We start from the raw sequence: 14755 nt of genomic DNA on the forward strand, positions 1-14755 counted from the left end.
CCAGTCTTCAGTGGAAAATCTAAGAATCTGAAATTTCAGATGTCAGTTACTGTATCGCGCGATACAATCCGTGTCAAACACCAACTGACTGGCCCTCATTATCTGCGATTCGAGACACCAATCGGCGCTGCAGTGAGCGCCTCGCCAGGCCAACTCCGTGGTATTCAGCCGACCTTCACGAGGAGAATGAATGTTCTTGCACGCGAGCTACTCCCCTATCAACCCGACTACACGCGCGTTCATAGAGCATGTTCCGGGGCTATACATCAACGGTCAGTATGTACTGCCCAGCTCCGGCGAGACATTCGTCACCTTCGATCCGTCGACTGGCAAACCGCTTGGAGACATCCCGCGCGGGACACGGAGCGACATCGACGATGCGGTACAGGCGGCGCGCGCCGCATTCGACCGGGGGCCCTGGCGCTGGTCTCTGAGTCCCTCGGAACGTGGTCAGATCCTGTGGCGATTCGCCGAGCAGATCGAGCGCCACAGCGAGGTGCTTGCTCAGCTTGATTCGCTGGACAACGGCAAACCGGTGTCAGTTGCGCGGACCAGCGACGTTCCGCTGGCGGTTGAGCACTTGCGCTACTTTGCCGGATGGGCAAACAAAGTGCAGGGCGCGACGATCCCGGTCAATGAGCCCAACACGCTGAATTACACCTTACGCGAGCCGATTGGCGTCTGCGCCTTAATCGTCCCGTGGAACTACCCCTTGCTGATGGCGGTCTGGAAGCTCGCCCCGGCCCTCGCCGCCGGCAACTGCATCATCCTCAAGCCGGCCGAACAAACCTCGCTCAGCGCGCTTTACCTGGGGCAGCTCGCCGCGGATGCAGGCTTTCCGCCGGGGGTCTTCAACGTAGTGAGCGGGCTCGGTGAGGAAGCAGGCGCAGCACTCACCGAGCATTCGAGGGTCGACAAGGTTGGCTTCACAGGCAGTACCGAGGTGGCACGCCGAATCCTGCACGCATCGACCGGCAACCTCAAGCGTGTGTCGTTGGAATTAGGGGGCAAAAGCCCCAACATCGTCTTCGCCGACGCCGACCTTTCACAGGCGGTCCCAGGGGCAACGTGGGCGATCTTCGGCAACAACGGCCAGTCGTGCACGGCCGGATCGCGGCTGTATGTCGAACGCGCCGTCTTCGAGGAAGTTGTCGACGGTGTCGTAAACGCGACGCGCGCGATCACGGTTGGACGCGGCATGGCGATCGAGCAGGCCGAGATTGGGCCGGTCGTAAGCGCCGAACAGCTGGATCGTGTTTTGGACTACGTCGATCAGGGAGTCAGCGCCGGAGCACAGGCCGTTGCCGGTGGCCGGCGATTTGACGGGGCGCTCAGCGATGGATACTTCGTTGAGCCGACGATCTTCGTCGGCGCCCACGACGAGATGGCAATCATGCGTGAAGAGATCTTTGGGCCTGTGGTGTGCGCAGTGCCTTTCGACGATCCCGATGAGGTTCTTGCGCGCGCGAATGCCTCCGAGTACGGCCTGGCAGCGGGGCTCTGGACGACCGATCTGCGCAAAGCGCATCACTTCGCCGCTCGGCTCCAGGCGGGGACGGTGTGGATCAACACCTGGGGCAATGCCGAGGCATCGTCTCCCTTCGGCGGCTACAAGCAGAGCGGACACGGTCGCGAGATGGGTGAAGAAGCGATGGCCTTGTACTCGGAGGTGAAGAGCGTGTGGGTGACGTACGGATGACAACGCCGACCAGTCTGGGTACGTGGCGAGCGCTGCAGCGGTCATGGACCGCGGATGGCGTACTGACCGCCCTTGCGATCGATCATCAAGGGGCGTTGCGGCGGGCATTGCATCCCCATGACCCTGAGAGTGTCCAGCAGTCCGAATTAACGACGTTCAAATTGGATGTCGTCGAGGCGCTAGCGCCTGACTGCAGTGCCGTACTGCTTGACCCGGTGTTGTCGGCTTCGCAAGTCGTCGCAAGCGGTCTGCTTGGCAAAACCGGGCTCTTGATGGAGCTCGAAACAGCCGACTATGACCTTAGGCCGTTGCCACGGCACGTGAGGATCGATCCGGACTGGAACGTCGCCAAGATCAAGCGAATGGGTGCCGACGGTGTAAAACTGTTCTTCTACTATGACCCGGACGATCCGGATTACGCAGAACAACAGGACGCAACGGTCTGTGCCGCTGCTAGAGCGTGTGCACGTCATGACATACCCCTGTATGCCGAACCGATTCTCGTGGGCGGCGAACCGACGCGGGTTGGCGAACGGGTCGTCGAGGCGGCACGTCGCACCGAGGCTTGCGGTGCTACTGTTCTGAAACTGGAGTTTCCTGCCGCAGCCGACGCTGCCGATCCTGCCAAGTGGCAGGCCGCGTGCGAGGCGGTGAGCGGCGCGGTGTCCATCCCGTGGGTGCTGCTCAGCGCCGGCGTGCCATACGACGTGTTCGTCGCACAGGTCGAGGCAGCCTGCCGCGGCGGTGCATCCGGGTTCATCGCAGGTCGTGCCGTTTGGGGGGATGCCGCAGGCATAGCCGATCCGTCAGCGCGAAAGGCGAAGCTCGACACGGTCGTGCGCCGCCGACTCCAAGAACTCGCTGAAATTGCACATCGCCATTCAAGACCATTTACCCAGATCATGGTGCCGCCGGATGCTCATCCTGACTGGTTCCGCACATACGAGACCATCGGAGACATAAGATGAGTTACGCGGCCCGCATCGACATTGCGCCCAACAAGATTATCGGCTCGGTTCACCCACACCTGTATGGAGCTAACCTCGAACATATCGGCAGGTCAGTCTATGGCGGCGTGTGGGCCGAAATGCTGCGCAACCGCAAGTTCGCCGGCCACGACCGCATGTACCGCGGATTGAGCGAAGGGCTTAGCCATCAGTACCCGGGCTTCGGTGTCGTACAACCGTGGGAAGCGGTCAACCCGTCGTATCATGACGTCCTGTTCGTTCATGACAACACGACCTTCTACACCGGGGAGCAGGCGCAGCGGATCACGATACGCCGGCCTGACGGACAGTCGCATGGCATCATGCAACGTGGCCTGTGGCTCGACACGGGCCGCGCCTATACGCTTCGCGTCGTGCTGAAAGGCGAGAATCAGCCGGTTGCCTTCAGGCTGGACAATTCGAGTCACACCCTGATAGCGGGGCCGGAGTGGACGACATCGGTGCTGAATTTCACGCCTCAACTGGCGAATCCAGACGGCGCCTTACACATCACGATCGAAACCGGATCGGTCTGGATCGGGTGCGCTTCGCTGACCCCCGCGGATCACATACGCGGGTTTCGTCGCGACGTGATCGACGCAATCAAGGAGTGGTGCCCGACCTTCATGCGGTGGCCGGGCGGCAACTTTGCCTCGGCGTATCATTGGCAGGCCGGCCTTGGCGACCGCGACCGGCGCTCCCCCTATTTCGATCCTGCCTGGAACACCTGGGAACCGCACGACGTCGGCACCGATGAGTTCATCCAGTTGTGCCGGCTGATCGGCACTGAACCGATCCTCACGATCAACATGGGAGACGGCACGGCAGACGAGGCCGCAGCGTGGGTCGAATACTGCAACGGGGACGCGACAACGCGTTGGGGGGCGGTGCGCGCCGCGCATGGTCATCCCGAGCCTTATGGCGTGAAGACGTGGTTTGTCGGCAACGAGCAGTTTGGCAACTGGCAGGTCGGTCACTGTGATGCCGAGACGTACGCGCTCCGCTTCCTCGAGTTCGCAGCGGCAATGCGCGCAGTCGATCCCGACCTGCGGCTCATCGGCGTCGGCGTCCCAATCGATCTCTATGGCCATTGGAACGAATTAGTCCTGCAGGGTGCTAGTCACGCGATGGATGCTCTTAGCGTGCACTACTATTCGATTCGCACCGAGCTTTGGACCGAACCCCCACCAGCAGATACGCTGTATTGGCCTAAGGTCGCGTCCGCGCACGAAATGACCCTCATGCTAGACCGGACTATCGAAATCATCGCCGCGCACAGCGCCCCGCCTGTGCCGCTCGCCTTCGACGAGTGGAACACCTACGTCGCCGGCAAGGCCCCCGACTTCTTCGAGGAGTACGACATGGCGGACGCACTGTATGTCGGCGCACTCATGAACGCATGCCTCCAGCGAGCGGACCGGATCGTGATGTCCGCCGTGTTTAACCTCATCAACGTAATGGGCAATTACCGCGTAACGCCGTCACAGATCTGGAAGACGCCGTCGTCGCTTGTGCTCGAGCTGTTCACGCACCATAGGGGATCGCAGAGTATCCGCTGCGACGTCACGGCACCATCGACTGCCACGCCCGGCGCGGGGAATCTGCCCCCGTTCGACGCCGTGCCGCTCATGGATGCGGCAGCCACCCGCGACCCCGTCAGCGGAAACATCTACGTGAGCATTGTCAACCGTGATCCCGAGGACGAGCTCGAGCTGACGATTGCAGGAGTCACGCGGAAAGCTCCATCGCCGATCACATGGGTCTGCGGCTCCTCGCCACAGGCGACGAACTCCGAGGACGACCCTAGAGCCGTCATGCTCGAACGCGGGATGTGGACGGCAAGCGACGCGACGCTGCGCGTTCCAGCCCATTGTGTGATGATGGTCGAGATTTCATCCGACTAGCTTATTGCCTTTTCGGCGCTCAACGTTTGGGGTAGAGCTGTTTCAGCATTCGCTCGACTGCGCGTCTCATGCGGCGTGCATGCAGCGTATTCCGGGCTGAAGTCCCGTTGGGGTCACTGCTTTACACTCTCTTGAAGACGCAATTCGCACGATTATCACCCGCCTCTACGCGGGTTTCGTGTTTCAGAATCCTGCACACAACGTCCCGAAGCCGGACCGCAACGCCCAGCTCATCGAGCGCCATGCTGCTGGCGAAGGACTGTCCGACCTCGCGCGCGAGTTCGGGATTTCGCCTCAGCGTGTCTGGCAGATTGTGCGAAAGGATCACGTAGACAGAACCAGAAATGTAAAATAGCAACGGTAACTGCTGAAACTGGAACACTGCTTATCACGTGGGACTAGGATGTAGGTTCAATCCACGGTACTCTGCTGTCGGGATAACCCTCACTAACATAACCCTGGTGTCCGGAATCCGTCCGAACGTACCACCATACTAGGTTTCCTCGTTGCCCGCCTGTGCATATCGGACCGCCAAGAATTATCCCCTCGGAACGCTCTGGTACTCGCGTAACTCTGGGAGGGCCATTTGGGTCTGTCCAAACGCTTGTGGGGCCATCGCCGACAGGCACGACATAACGATCGCCAATTTTGAAGTGCGGACCGTATGCTCCTGAGCAGCTGAACCGCAGCCGCACTTGTGAGACGGGAAGAGGTTCGCTGCCTGAGACAACTCTCAGGCGACTTGTGTCCTGATTCGGTTGTATCCAATCCGCACTAACCCAACCGATAACCCCAACATCAACTTGAAACCATGTTCCGCTAGAGTTCTTCGCGATGAGCCGCACGGTCTCACCTTCAGATAAGCGAAAAACTATGTAGCTGCTGGGATTAGCCGTTCTTCGAACGTTAAGTCGTGCTGCTCGAACAGTCCCGGATACATAAGTCGAGTAGACATTGCTCGGTGGGTTTGTCTCTGTCGCTGCACTTGTGGCACTTGCAGTGGGCCGTGACGCCCGTGTAGGAGAATACGTATTGGTTCTCGTTGGTTGTGGAGGCATGGTGCCTGTAACAACTGAAGCGACCTGAAGAGTGGGTGAAATGACCGCTTGCAAGGTATGCGCCGTTGCTTGGGTCGGGGCAGGGCTTGCGGCATCGGCAACGAGTATAGTCGCTGCTGGTGCTGCGGTCTGCGTGTCTACCTGAGTAGCCTGTGCCCTATGTAACGCGCTAACAAAACCCGACGAAACTTGGTATAGGAACGGAGAAACTAGAAGCAGGACTATCATCTGATAGGGCTTCAAGCGCAGGAACCGATGCCGACGACAGTAGGGACAGAAATGAGAACCACTGGGAATTATTGGCTTTGGCTCACCCAGATGGTACCTGCACTGGACATCGCGGCGCGCGAACAGTCCAACCATGTTTCAACTTCCCTCACGGGTTCCTCTATCCTTCCGACAGATCGAAACCGAGGTCGGCAGCCACCTTTTTGATATTGTCAAGCAAGGCGTTTTGTCTTGTCTCGAGCTCATCCCTCTGAACAGGCTCGTGTATGGCAATCACCTTTCCTCCACCGACAGCACGATCCAGCGCATCAAACTGGAGTTCAAGAACGTCGAGATCCTTCTGGAGCTGCTCCATCCGCCTAAGGAGTTTCGACCGTCTGTCGGCTTCAACGGCTTGCAGGGTGCCAGGGGCTCGGTCAGTAACCAAACGTCGGTCATTCAAGTCGAGTGGCGCTGCCTGGACTTCTACTCTTGATTGAGCTTTCCAGGTCTTCTTCAATCGCTTCATTGCAAAGTCACCAACCCGGATCAAGAACTTTATGCCTTCAGGCAAGAATATGCTCTCCATTGCGACCGGCTCCTTGGGTACTGAACTAGAACGAGGCATCTTGTTGCGCGGGCTTGGACGTAGTCTGGGAGTAATTGCGAAGTGCATTAGTAGCGACGACACAAGAAGTGCTCCCGACGTCACAACTAGCCCAGCGTTGGTGGTGATTGGATGAGGGGGCACCACGAGATCGGTCCCTGGCGTGGCCGCTGGATCGACAGTCACGATCACATTGTTCACCACGACTGTCACTGGTTCCGGCATGTGTACGCGTCCGACATCAACGACTATGCTCTCCCCTGGAAAGTCGTTCGCGAATCCAAAACTATTCGCAACTCGAAATTCGAACTCCTTGGCCTCTCCAAGATCGGCCGAAGTTGTAATAAGCCCAATCATCGATCCATTTATGCTGATTCCAAGCGTTGCTGTTGTTGCTGTAGCCATGCTGTCGATATCGTCGACAACAATCCCTCTTATAATCACTTTCTCGAAAACCCGCAGTGCCGCGACAGCCCCAGTCAAGATTGCCGCGAGGAAGCAGAGCGCAACGAGCGTGTTGGTCCAGGTCTTCATCGGATAGTATTTGTGGCCATCCTTAAACCCTCCCCGCTGCGGTTACTCTTCGCTAGCGTCCGCGCCGTATGGCGATCCCAGACCAACTACGTACATTATTACGCCTAGCGTAAAACCAAGGGTCATATACACGAATATCTCTCGGAGATCAGTCAGGTAGACGTATACGATTGCCGTCACGAGGGCAGCCGCATTTGTGAAAAACACATACCAAACAAGCAGATTACTTGATACCAACATGCGCACCACCAGTAGAGACGCAAACCCGACGACGCCTCCAACAAGCAGTACCAGAGGTATCGACACGAAATCGAGCGTATCCGGAACAAAGCGAAGTGCTCCAGTTTGGAGCATGACAAAGGCGATGCTTGCTGGGATAAACGCCCCGTAGAACGCGATCCAGCCTCGCATACGTGACGTGCTTTCACCCGAGATGTTCCGCCGAATCTGATAGTGGTTGATAACTAGTATCGCGATAATTACGAGGTATGGAAAAATCGAGAGAACTAAGGACAGAATAAATCTCAGAACTTCACCTACTATTTCGTTCATTTCACGTACTCCTACCCCAGAATCGACGACGTCGATTGCGGTTTCGACTGTTTTCCTCGTTTTCGCTACTCTGATTACCGCTCACCTGGTTCCAGTTCCAGGCATAGACCGATTCAGCAATTCTTACCAAATCTGGTGACAATCTGCCACGAGAAAGTACTTGGACTACGCTGTGTTGCGCGTCGAGACTCAGATTCCTGAATTCAGTAGCACACTTGCTGCGAAGCATATCCTCGAATTGAGAGTATAGTCCGTCAGGATCACGCCGGCCAATTGCGTCGGCCAGCTCGCTCAGTCCGTCAATTACTCTGTGGTCACCATTTGCCAGGAACCGCACGGCAGTTTGCAGGTACGTATCTAACACTGGCATGAAGAATGGAAGGAAATCTCGTTGATCACCATACGACACTACTGTTTTGAGAATCGGGGCATAGAAGTAGACGTTGCCTCCCAAGACCGGAATAAGGCGCAATAGTTCACCAGCGATTTCAGTGCCCTCTGATCCGAAGGCATCAAGCAATTCCTTGAGGAAAAGCATCCTGGGCAACTGCGGTGTTCCAAGCGACAACGCCCTAGCGGTTCCCACGATTTCCGACTTCTCTGTACGAAAATCGGCGATCAACTCGCGTACGGACTTCAAACTTGGCGACCCTAACGAGAAGTGCTCAAACGTCAGTCCCGTAGATTGAAGTGCATTGGAATAATTGACCCATACGACAGTCGTGGCCAACTTCACATTGCGCCGTTCGGCCGCAACACGGTATATCGCGTCAAGCGCACTCACGGAGAGACTACGAACTAGACTGGGCTCTTTTTCAAGTTTGTCGAGCCAACAGTTAGCTACGGGTTCCGTCGTAGGGTCACCCCTAAATACCAGCCTAATCGAATCGCGTCCAGCGATGTAGAAGTTGCTTTGTTGGCAGGCGAGATCCGCAACCCAAATCAGCCAGTTGTAGTGTTTCCCCATCCACTCAAACGACTCATATAGCAGATCACCTCCACCAGTGTAAACATCTGAGCGCGCCCCGGAAACCAGGTTTGTCAAGACCTTCTGTGGGCGGCTTGGTGCAACGTTGTTACGCCAGAGCCACGACAAGCGTGCAACCTCTTGAACGGTCAGCTTGGCACTCGCCATCGCAGCAAACAACGCTTTGGCACGATCTGTCGTGGTCATGCATATGTCAAGCAAGAGTCTGTGGGTATGCTCGTCCATGTGTCTCGGCAGTATGTTTGACCTACTAAACATCTCAACAATGTGTGCCATACCAACATGTACCGATTGTTCCCTTACGGCTCTCTCAACAAGATGGAGAATAAGTTGCTGAACAAACGATTTCGACGGCGAGATCGCTAGGTCTGCGATAACCTCGATTCGCCTCGTAACTGTTGTTGGATCGGAGAATTCGAGGAGACTTCCTGTCAGCACTTCCAGAACAGTGTTGTGAATTGACGCGCCAAATTCACTTCGAAATAAGTCCCTATTGCCTTCAAGCAAGGACAGCAGCTGCAAGTCCGGGTTTGAATTCCCATATGAGTTTTCGCTCGATCCCGCGTAAACCGCGGAGATCTCCTTGCGTAATATCTTGAATCGATCTTGTGGCGATAAAAACCTCTTGAAGCGCACCGAGGAACCGATTTCCTGCGCATTGACAGGCAAGCGAGCGTCAGAGACAACGCTTTCCAACCTGGGTTGAACATCAGCAAACTCGGCAATCACGTCCAGAAATTCACCTACGCGCTCTAGCTCAGACACGTCCTCCGAGGGAAGATGCAGACGCTCGACGACGGTACGAAGATTGCCACCCTCCTCACGATTCGTCTTTCTGTCTAGCCAGAGCACATAGTTCAACCCTTGAGGCTGTGTGTTGAGCTTTGCCTCGGGCACAAGTTGGATCTTGTATTCTGCGACGACGGACCCGCCGTCTACAAACGACAAGCGTGTGCGATGCCGGCTTTGAGGCTTGGTAGTAGACGTCGCGAACGAGAGCAACTTGCGATATGGTGGGGGAAACAAGGCGTATACCGTATCAATGTAGTCCAGCCGAGTCTGAAGATCGTCTGTACCTATGATTTGTGCGTAGCCCTTTTCCACTAGCTTCGCGAATAACGTAATCGACTCGACGGGCCGCTCGGTAAACACACGACCTGCAATTTCCGATATCTTCGTGAGTCCTTCACTTACGTCCAGAACGGCATCCTCCACAGGGACGGATGGACGGGATGTGCGCTGTCGCAATGGAGCGACACCTTGAAGTTCACTTCGGATCAGAAGCGTTGGGTAGCCCGAGAGTTGTTCAAAGGTCTCTGACGAAATCCAATAGCACCTACGCAGAAGAGGATAAGATCTCCCTTCGTTGTCGTACACTTCGCCAAGCGCGGACTGAAGCAAGACATACGAATCATTTATCGCTCGCAAGGCGAAGCAGGTATGAGGTGATGCCTTGGTAAGCCCGCCATCATCAGACTCTAGCAAGAACCTGCGTGCCAATTCCGCCTTCGTGATCTCCATGTTCCTTGAGATAGCAGTAATTCCGGTAACCTCGGCAGATACTCGATCCCCTGATTGCTTCAGTATCGGACCGATCTCGAAGTAAGGCACGTGAATGTGCTTGCCACTCGTTTCCATCAGCTACCTTAGGCGACCCAGTAAACGCGACCAGAGTGGTTTGCGTCCACGGTCTTCGCTGGCCGAGTTCAACAGCCACTCAAGAGCATCGCGGATCCCGTAGGGCTCAATCTTGTGGGGATCGATGACTCGGCCTGTATCTGTATCAAGTCTTGAGACTAGTCTTCTATCGTGATTTCGCATTACACCAATCGCACTAGTTGAGAACCAACGCTCACTGATATGTGGGTTTGTCCTGCAAAATTGTTCAATACGGCGAATCGCGAAGGTGCCAATAATCTTCTTGGCAAATGCCTTCACGTCTACTTGTTGTAGACCATACTTGTCCATTTTTGTCAGGCAGAACGCAATATAGACCTTAGTTGGCGTCGCGCCCTTTTCACTCTTGCGCTGGATCTCAATTCGATTGAAGATGGAATTGATAATTGTGTAGTATTTTCCTTGGCGCTCTCCTTCGAGATCCTGACCACCAGTCACTTCCTCAGCTCTCGTCCAAGTCTCATCCGGATCGATCAGAAACATGATTCCTGTGCACCTGCCGATGTAGTCTATCGTCTTACTAGTGAATGCATCGTTAGCGCCACCCGGCATTGAATCTCCGCCAGGTGCGTCAAATACCTGCAATCTCATGGGGGGATAGATGCCTTCCACAAAGCCCAAAGTACTACCATAGGTTGATACGTCAAATGCAAGCTCTAAGTACGTTGGCGTAGCCGGCGGCAGGATTCCGTTCTCATAAAGATCTTTTTGGAGGGGTTCAATAAGGTCAAGGGTCGCGTAATTCGCGGGAAGGAACTTCCATCTGGAGTTCAACATCGCTCGATCGAGAGTAAGAAGTGAAACGGTCTTTCCCGAGCGCGGGAAACCCAGAAGACCCAGGTTAATTCGGTCATGAGCATCATCTGTAATCTGCGTCTTTTCAATATGATTGGCAACAAGTTCGTCAACTGAGAGACCCGGGCGTACTTCTTTAGACATTACTCACGTCCCCTAGTAAGTCAATTTTCTAGAGAATACCATAGTCGACTAGAGTCCCCCAACTCAACATTCCGGGTACAGGTCACCGTATGTCCAAGTAGTCTGCAAAAGTCACCCAACGGTGTGAATCTTGTGAGAAGAATGTGTGTCGCCTTGTACTATTACCAGTCCGATTGACTTCGCTGACCAGTTTGCTACGATGCGGGTATGGCATCACCCGAAGTCCCGCTTCAAATCGACCTGTTCACCGGCGAACTCGCCGATACCCGCAGCGATCATCAGAAGCGGAGAGATCGCGACCGTACAGCGCCGCAGCAGATGCAGATGTTTCGGGCGGCCGAGATCGTCGGAACGCGGCCCCGGCTCAAGCCGGCGTATGACGACTGGAAGGAACGGGCGACGATCGCGCCGCTAGTCCTCGAAGCAGAAGACACCCGTACACTCGAAGAAGTCGAGCGCGACCTGATGCGCGAAGCCGAACGGCTCACCGCTCCGATGTTCGGTAAGGAATCCGCAGCAGACGTTTCAGCGCCTCAACAAAGCGCCCTCATCTTTGATCTGCAAGCATATCGCCGAGCCGTTGGACTGCGCGAGGCAATCCGCATGTCGAATCTCCCCGTCAGGAAGCGCCTGTACACCACCCATGACGAAAGAGGCACCCGATAGACTGCGGTCGAGCGAATTCGATCCGCAGCAGATCGAAGCGTTCGCGCGAACGTTCGTCTCGCGGCGAGACTGCTACCCAATCCAGAAAGCAGATGGAAGCTACCGCTCGGTCGCCAATCCGCTGCTGCCGCAAATCATGTCTGCACACTTCGCTGGCCTGATCACATTGGGTGCGTATGCGCTCGACCGGCGAAGTCACGCCCGATGGCTATGCCTCGATGTAGACGACGATGAAACGTGGTCAAGGGTGACGGCAATGGCTAGCTCACTCGGCAGCGAAGGCGTCGCAACCTACCGCGAGTCGTCACGGCGCGGCGGACATCTGTGGTTCTTCTTCGAGTACTCGATTTCCGGCGAAAAGGCGCGGCGATTCGCACGCGAAGTACTACGCCGGCACGAGATCGGAGGCGTGGAAATCTACCCGAAGCAGGATCGATTGCTCACAGGACCGGGTTCGCTAATGCGCCTGCCGCTAGGTGTCCATCGCGTAACGGGCCAGCGGTACCCGTTCGTCGACTCGGAAGGCGAGCCAATCGCTACTACAGTGCGAGACCATGCGGAGATCCTCTCTAGTCCCAAACGCGTCCCGATCGCGTTCGTCGAGCAGGTCATGAAGGATGCACCCCGCGCCGAATTCGTGCGTCCGTCGAAGTCATTCGAGGCTCTATCGACCGCGCCAGTGGGAAATACGCCATCCGAACGCATCAAGAACCGGATATCGGTCCGCGACTTCGTAAGTCATTATGTCGATCTGGACGCAGCCGGACGCGGCTTGTGTCCATTCCACGACGATCACGTCTACAGCTTTGGCGTGAACATCAAGCACAACTTCTGGCACTGCTTTGCCGGCTGCGGCGGAGGCAGCGTCATTGACTTCTGGATGCGCTGGCGACGGCTAAACAATCAGGATGACAGTTTCATCGCGACAATCCAGGACCTGGCGAAGATGCTGCTGGACTGACTCAGGGCACTTCACGTGCCATGGTTCGAACCCCTACCCTGCCCACTCCTGCCTATTGACAGCGACCGGTCGGGTATGCTGTGATGGACTCGGTACCAATTCGGTACCACCTATGTCCCAAACCCAACGCACACGACAACCGAATGAAAAGCAGGTCAAGTTTCTGGTACCCGCGCACTTGAAGCGCGAACTGGAGAACTTGGCTGTCGCACGTAACGTGGCGCTATCGGCGCTGCTGAGGCTGATCGTGACCGAGTACGTGCGTCGGTCCAGCTAGAACTATGGTCATTTCAATCGTCAACCAAAAAGGTGGGGTCGCGAAGACGACGACGGCCATCAATCTTGCAGCCGGTCTGGCCGAGCACGGCTGCCGCGTACTGCTCATCGACGCCGATCCGCAAGCGAACGCATCGCGCGTATTCACGCATCCCGAGCATGAGCTCGAACTTGAACGCACGCTGTACAGTGTCATCGTGAAGTTCGCTCCGCTCGCCTCCATCGTGCGGCCCACAGCGATCCCGAATCTGTCCTTGGCTCCCTCACATATTCGACTTTCAGGCGTCGACCTCGAACTTGCACAAGCGCTCGATAATCGCAGTGCGCGCCTTAGGCAAGCCGTAGACGCGATCCGAGGCCAGTTCGACTACATCCTGATCGACAACGCGCCGTCGCTGGGCTTGTTGGCCATCAACGCACTCGTCGCCAGTGACCGGCTGATCATCCCGGTTTCGACCGCGTTCTTCGCCTTGACCGGTCTGGTACAGCTTCAGGAAACGATCTCGATGGTGCGTCAGACCAATCTCAACCCCAAGCTGGACATCCTCGGGGTCCTCTGCACGTTTGCAGATCACACCAACGTCTCGCGTGACGTCGAGAAGCAGCTGCGCGAGTTCTTTGGAACCACGGTATTCAAGTCGGTCATCCCGAAGAATGTCGCGCTTGAAGAGGCGCACTCCCATCACACCGCGATCTTCCAGCATTCCCCCCGCAGTGTGGGTGCCCAAGCCTATCGTGCGCTCGCAAAGGAGGTCATCACCCATGAGTAAGTCTGGCCTGGCTGACAGTCCACTGTTCACCCGCACGGATCAACCGCAGGCCGTGCGTCTCGTCCAGCAGCAAGTCGGTGAGCGTTCAGTTGATCGTTCGAACGAACGACCGGTCGAACGACCGAACGATCCATCGCCTGAGGTACAGATTCACACGCCGTCGCGTCCCTACCATCGTTACAGCTTCGACATCTACGACGATCAGGTGGCAGCAATCGATGAACTCGTCTTCCGTCGCCGTCAGAAGGGAAAACGCATGACAAAAGGGGAAGTCATGCGAGAGCTCCTGGACCGTGCGTTGCAGTCGACCGAGTGAACGATCGAACGAACGAACGACCGTTCGAACGATGATCCGTTCGTGTGTTCGTTCGAACGCCTTCGGCGCCTCTTGACGCCCCAATCGGCCATGTGTCAGGATATCTTCAGAAGCCTTTCCAGTCAGTATGAGATGCGAACGGTACCGTGGCAGGTGCTATCGCCTAGGGGAAGCCCGAACGGAACGCTGGAAAGCCGGTCGCTGCTAGAGAAAAAAGAATAGCCGGAGATTGCCGAAGCGCCGCTTTCAAGTTCGACACGATTTCAGATTTCTGGACACGCATCGCAACTAAGGCTCAGAAATTGAAAATTACGGATTTGCGCCAGCAAATCAAAGTGTTGAATCCCCGCCTGCCATTGGTCGCCGAGCACGGGGTTAGCCTCAAACGAATAACACGGAAACCCCGCTACAACCCCCAAATCAAAGCCCGCAGCAGGACAACGGTCTCAGACTGTATCAACCCTGTGCGGTTGCGCTGGTGTGTGCGAATTTTGTCGCCCTCCTCACAGAGACTGCCTGCACACGGCTTGCGGCTGGCTCTGAAGCGCCATCCCCTTCGCACGTCGTGTCATTGCAGCCCCCGTCGTCGGACGACCCCGCGTCGGTCTTTGTCGG

13 protein-coding genes are annotated in these 14755 nt (G+C 56.3%); 8 read left to right on the forward strand and 5 right to left on the reverse strand.

What is annotated here, in order from left to right; genetic code table 11:
• Positions 1–190 precede the first annotated feature (190 nt).
• From IPM16_10435 to IPM16_10445, 3 genes are read left to right on the forward strand one after another with little or no spacing between them, the layout of a single operon-like run.
• Positions 191–1699 (forward strand): aldehyde dehydrogenase family protein, encoded by a 1509-nt coding sequence (locus tag IPM16_10435; GenBank protein MBK9123518.1) that lies wholly within the window; start codon positions 191–193, stop codon positions 1697–1699.
• Positions 1681–2667, forward strand: a complete 987-nt coding sequence (locus tag IPM16_10440; GenBank protein ID MBK9123519.1) for a tagatose 1,6-diphosphate aldolase — start codon at positions 1681–1683, stop codon at positions 2665–2667. The genes IPM16_10435 and IPM16_10440 overlap by 19 nt, the downstream gene beginning before the upstream one ends.
• Positions 2664–4589: a hypothetical protein gene (locus tag IPM16_10445; protein ID MBK9123520.1), complete on the forward strand. Its 1926-nt coding sequence runs from the start codon at positions 2664–2666 to the stop codon at positions 4587–4589. Before IPM16_10440 ends, IPM16_10445 begins: the two co-directional genes overlap by 4 nt.
• Before the next feature lie 398 nt (positions 4590–4987).
• Here IPM16_10445 and IPM16_10450 read toward each other — a convergent pair whose 3' ends face one another.
• The 5 genes from IPM16_10450 to IPM16_10470 form a co-directional block, all read right to left on the reverse strand.
• The gene (locus tag IPM16_10450) at positions 4988–5701 is read right to left on the reverse strand and encodes an SH3 domain-containing protein (GenBank protein MBK9123521.1); all 714 of its coding nucleotides are present in this window, start codon (positions 5699–5701) and stop codon (positions 4988–4990) included.
• A 334-nt stretch (positions 5702–6035) separates the two neighbouring features.
• On the reverse strand, positions 6036–6995 hold the full coding sequence (locus IPM16_10455) for a hypothetical protein (protein MBK9123522.1): 960 nt from the start codon (positions 6993–6995) through the stop codon (positions 6036–6038).
• Between the two features lie 42 nt (positions 6996–7037).
• Positions 7038–7547, reverse strand: coding sequence for a hypothetical protein (locus IPM16_10460; GenBank protein MBK9123523.1), 510 nt, complete (start codon positions 7545–7547; stop codon positions 7038–7040).
• Position 7548: 1 nt separating this feature from the next.
• Positions 7549–10173 carry a hypothetical protein gene (locus IPM16_10465; protein ID MBK9123524.1) on the reverse strand — a complete coding sequence of 875 codons (2625 nt, stop codon included), beginning with the start codon at positions 10171–10173 and terminating at the stop codon, positions 7549–7551.
• A gap of 3 nt (positions 10174–10176) precedes the next feature.
• Complete coding sequence (locus IPM16_10470; GenBank protein ID MBK9123525.1) at positions 10177–11151, reverse strand: hypothetical protein; 975 nt, start codon at positions 11149–11151, stop codon at positions 10177–10179.
• Between the two features lie 207 nt (positions 11152–11358).
• On the opposite strand from IPM16_10470, the gene IPM16_10475 reads away from it, so the two are divergent.
• The 5 genes from IPM16_10475 to IPM16_10495 all read left to right on the forward strand — a co-directional run bounded on the left by IPM16_10475 (position 11359) and on the right by IPM16_10495 (position 14140).
• Positions 11359–11817 (forward strand): hypothetical protein, encoded by a 459-nt coding sequence (locus IPM16_10475; GenBank protein MBK9123526.1) that lies wholly within the window; start codon positions 11359–11361, stop codon positions 11815–11817.
• A gap of 610 nt (positions 11818–12427) precedes the next feature.
• A complete protein-coding gene (locus IPM16_10480; protein ID MBK9123527.1) occupies positions 12428–12778 on the forward strand; it encodes a hypothetical protein in 351 nt (116 codons plus the stop codon).
• A 112-nt stretch (positions 12779–12890) separates the two neighbouring features.
• The gene (locus IPM16_10485; GenBank protein ID MBK9123528.1) at positions 12891–13055 is read left to right on the forward strand and encodes a hypothetical protein; all 165 of its coding nucleotides are present in this window, start codon (positions 12891–12893) and stop codon (positions 13053–13055) included.
• A gap of 4 nt (positions 13056–13059) precedes the next feature.
• Positions 13060–13824, forward strand: a complete 765-nt coding sequence (locus tag IPM16_10490) for a ParA family protein (GenBank protein MBK9123529.1) — start codon at positions 13060–13062, stop codon at positions 13822–13824.
• Positions 13817–14140 carry a hypothetical protein gene (locus tag IPM16_10495; GenBank protein MBK9123530.1) on the forward strand — a complete coding sequence of 108 codons (324 nt, stop codon included), beginning with the start codon at positions 13817–13819 and terminating at the stop codon, positions 14138–14140. Before IPM16_10490 ends, IPM16_10495 begins: the two co-directional genes overlap by 8 nt.
• Positions 14141–14755: the final 615 nt, after the last annotated feature.

It is taken from the genome of Candidatus Flexicrinis affinis (assembly GCA_016716525.1).
GTDB classification, from domain to species: Bacteria; Chloroflexota; Anaerolineae; order Aggregatilineales; family Phototrophicaceae; genus Flexicrinis; species Flexicrinis affinis.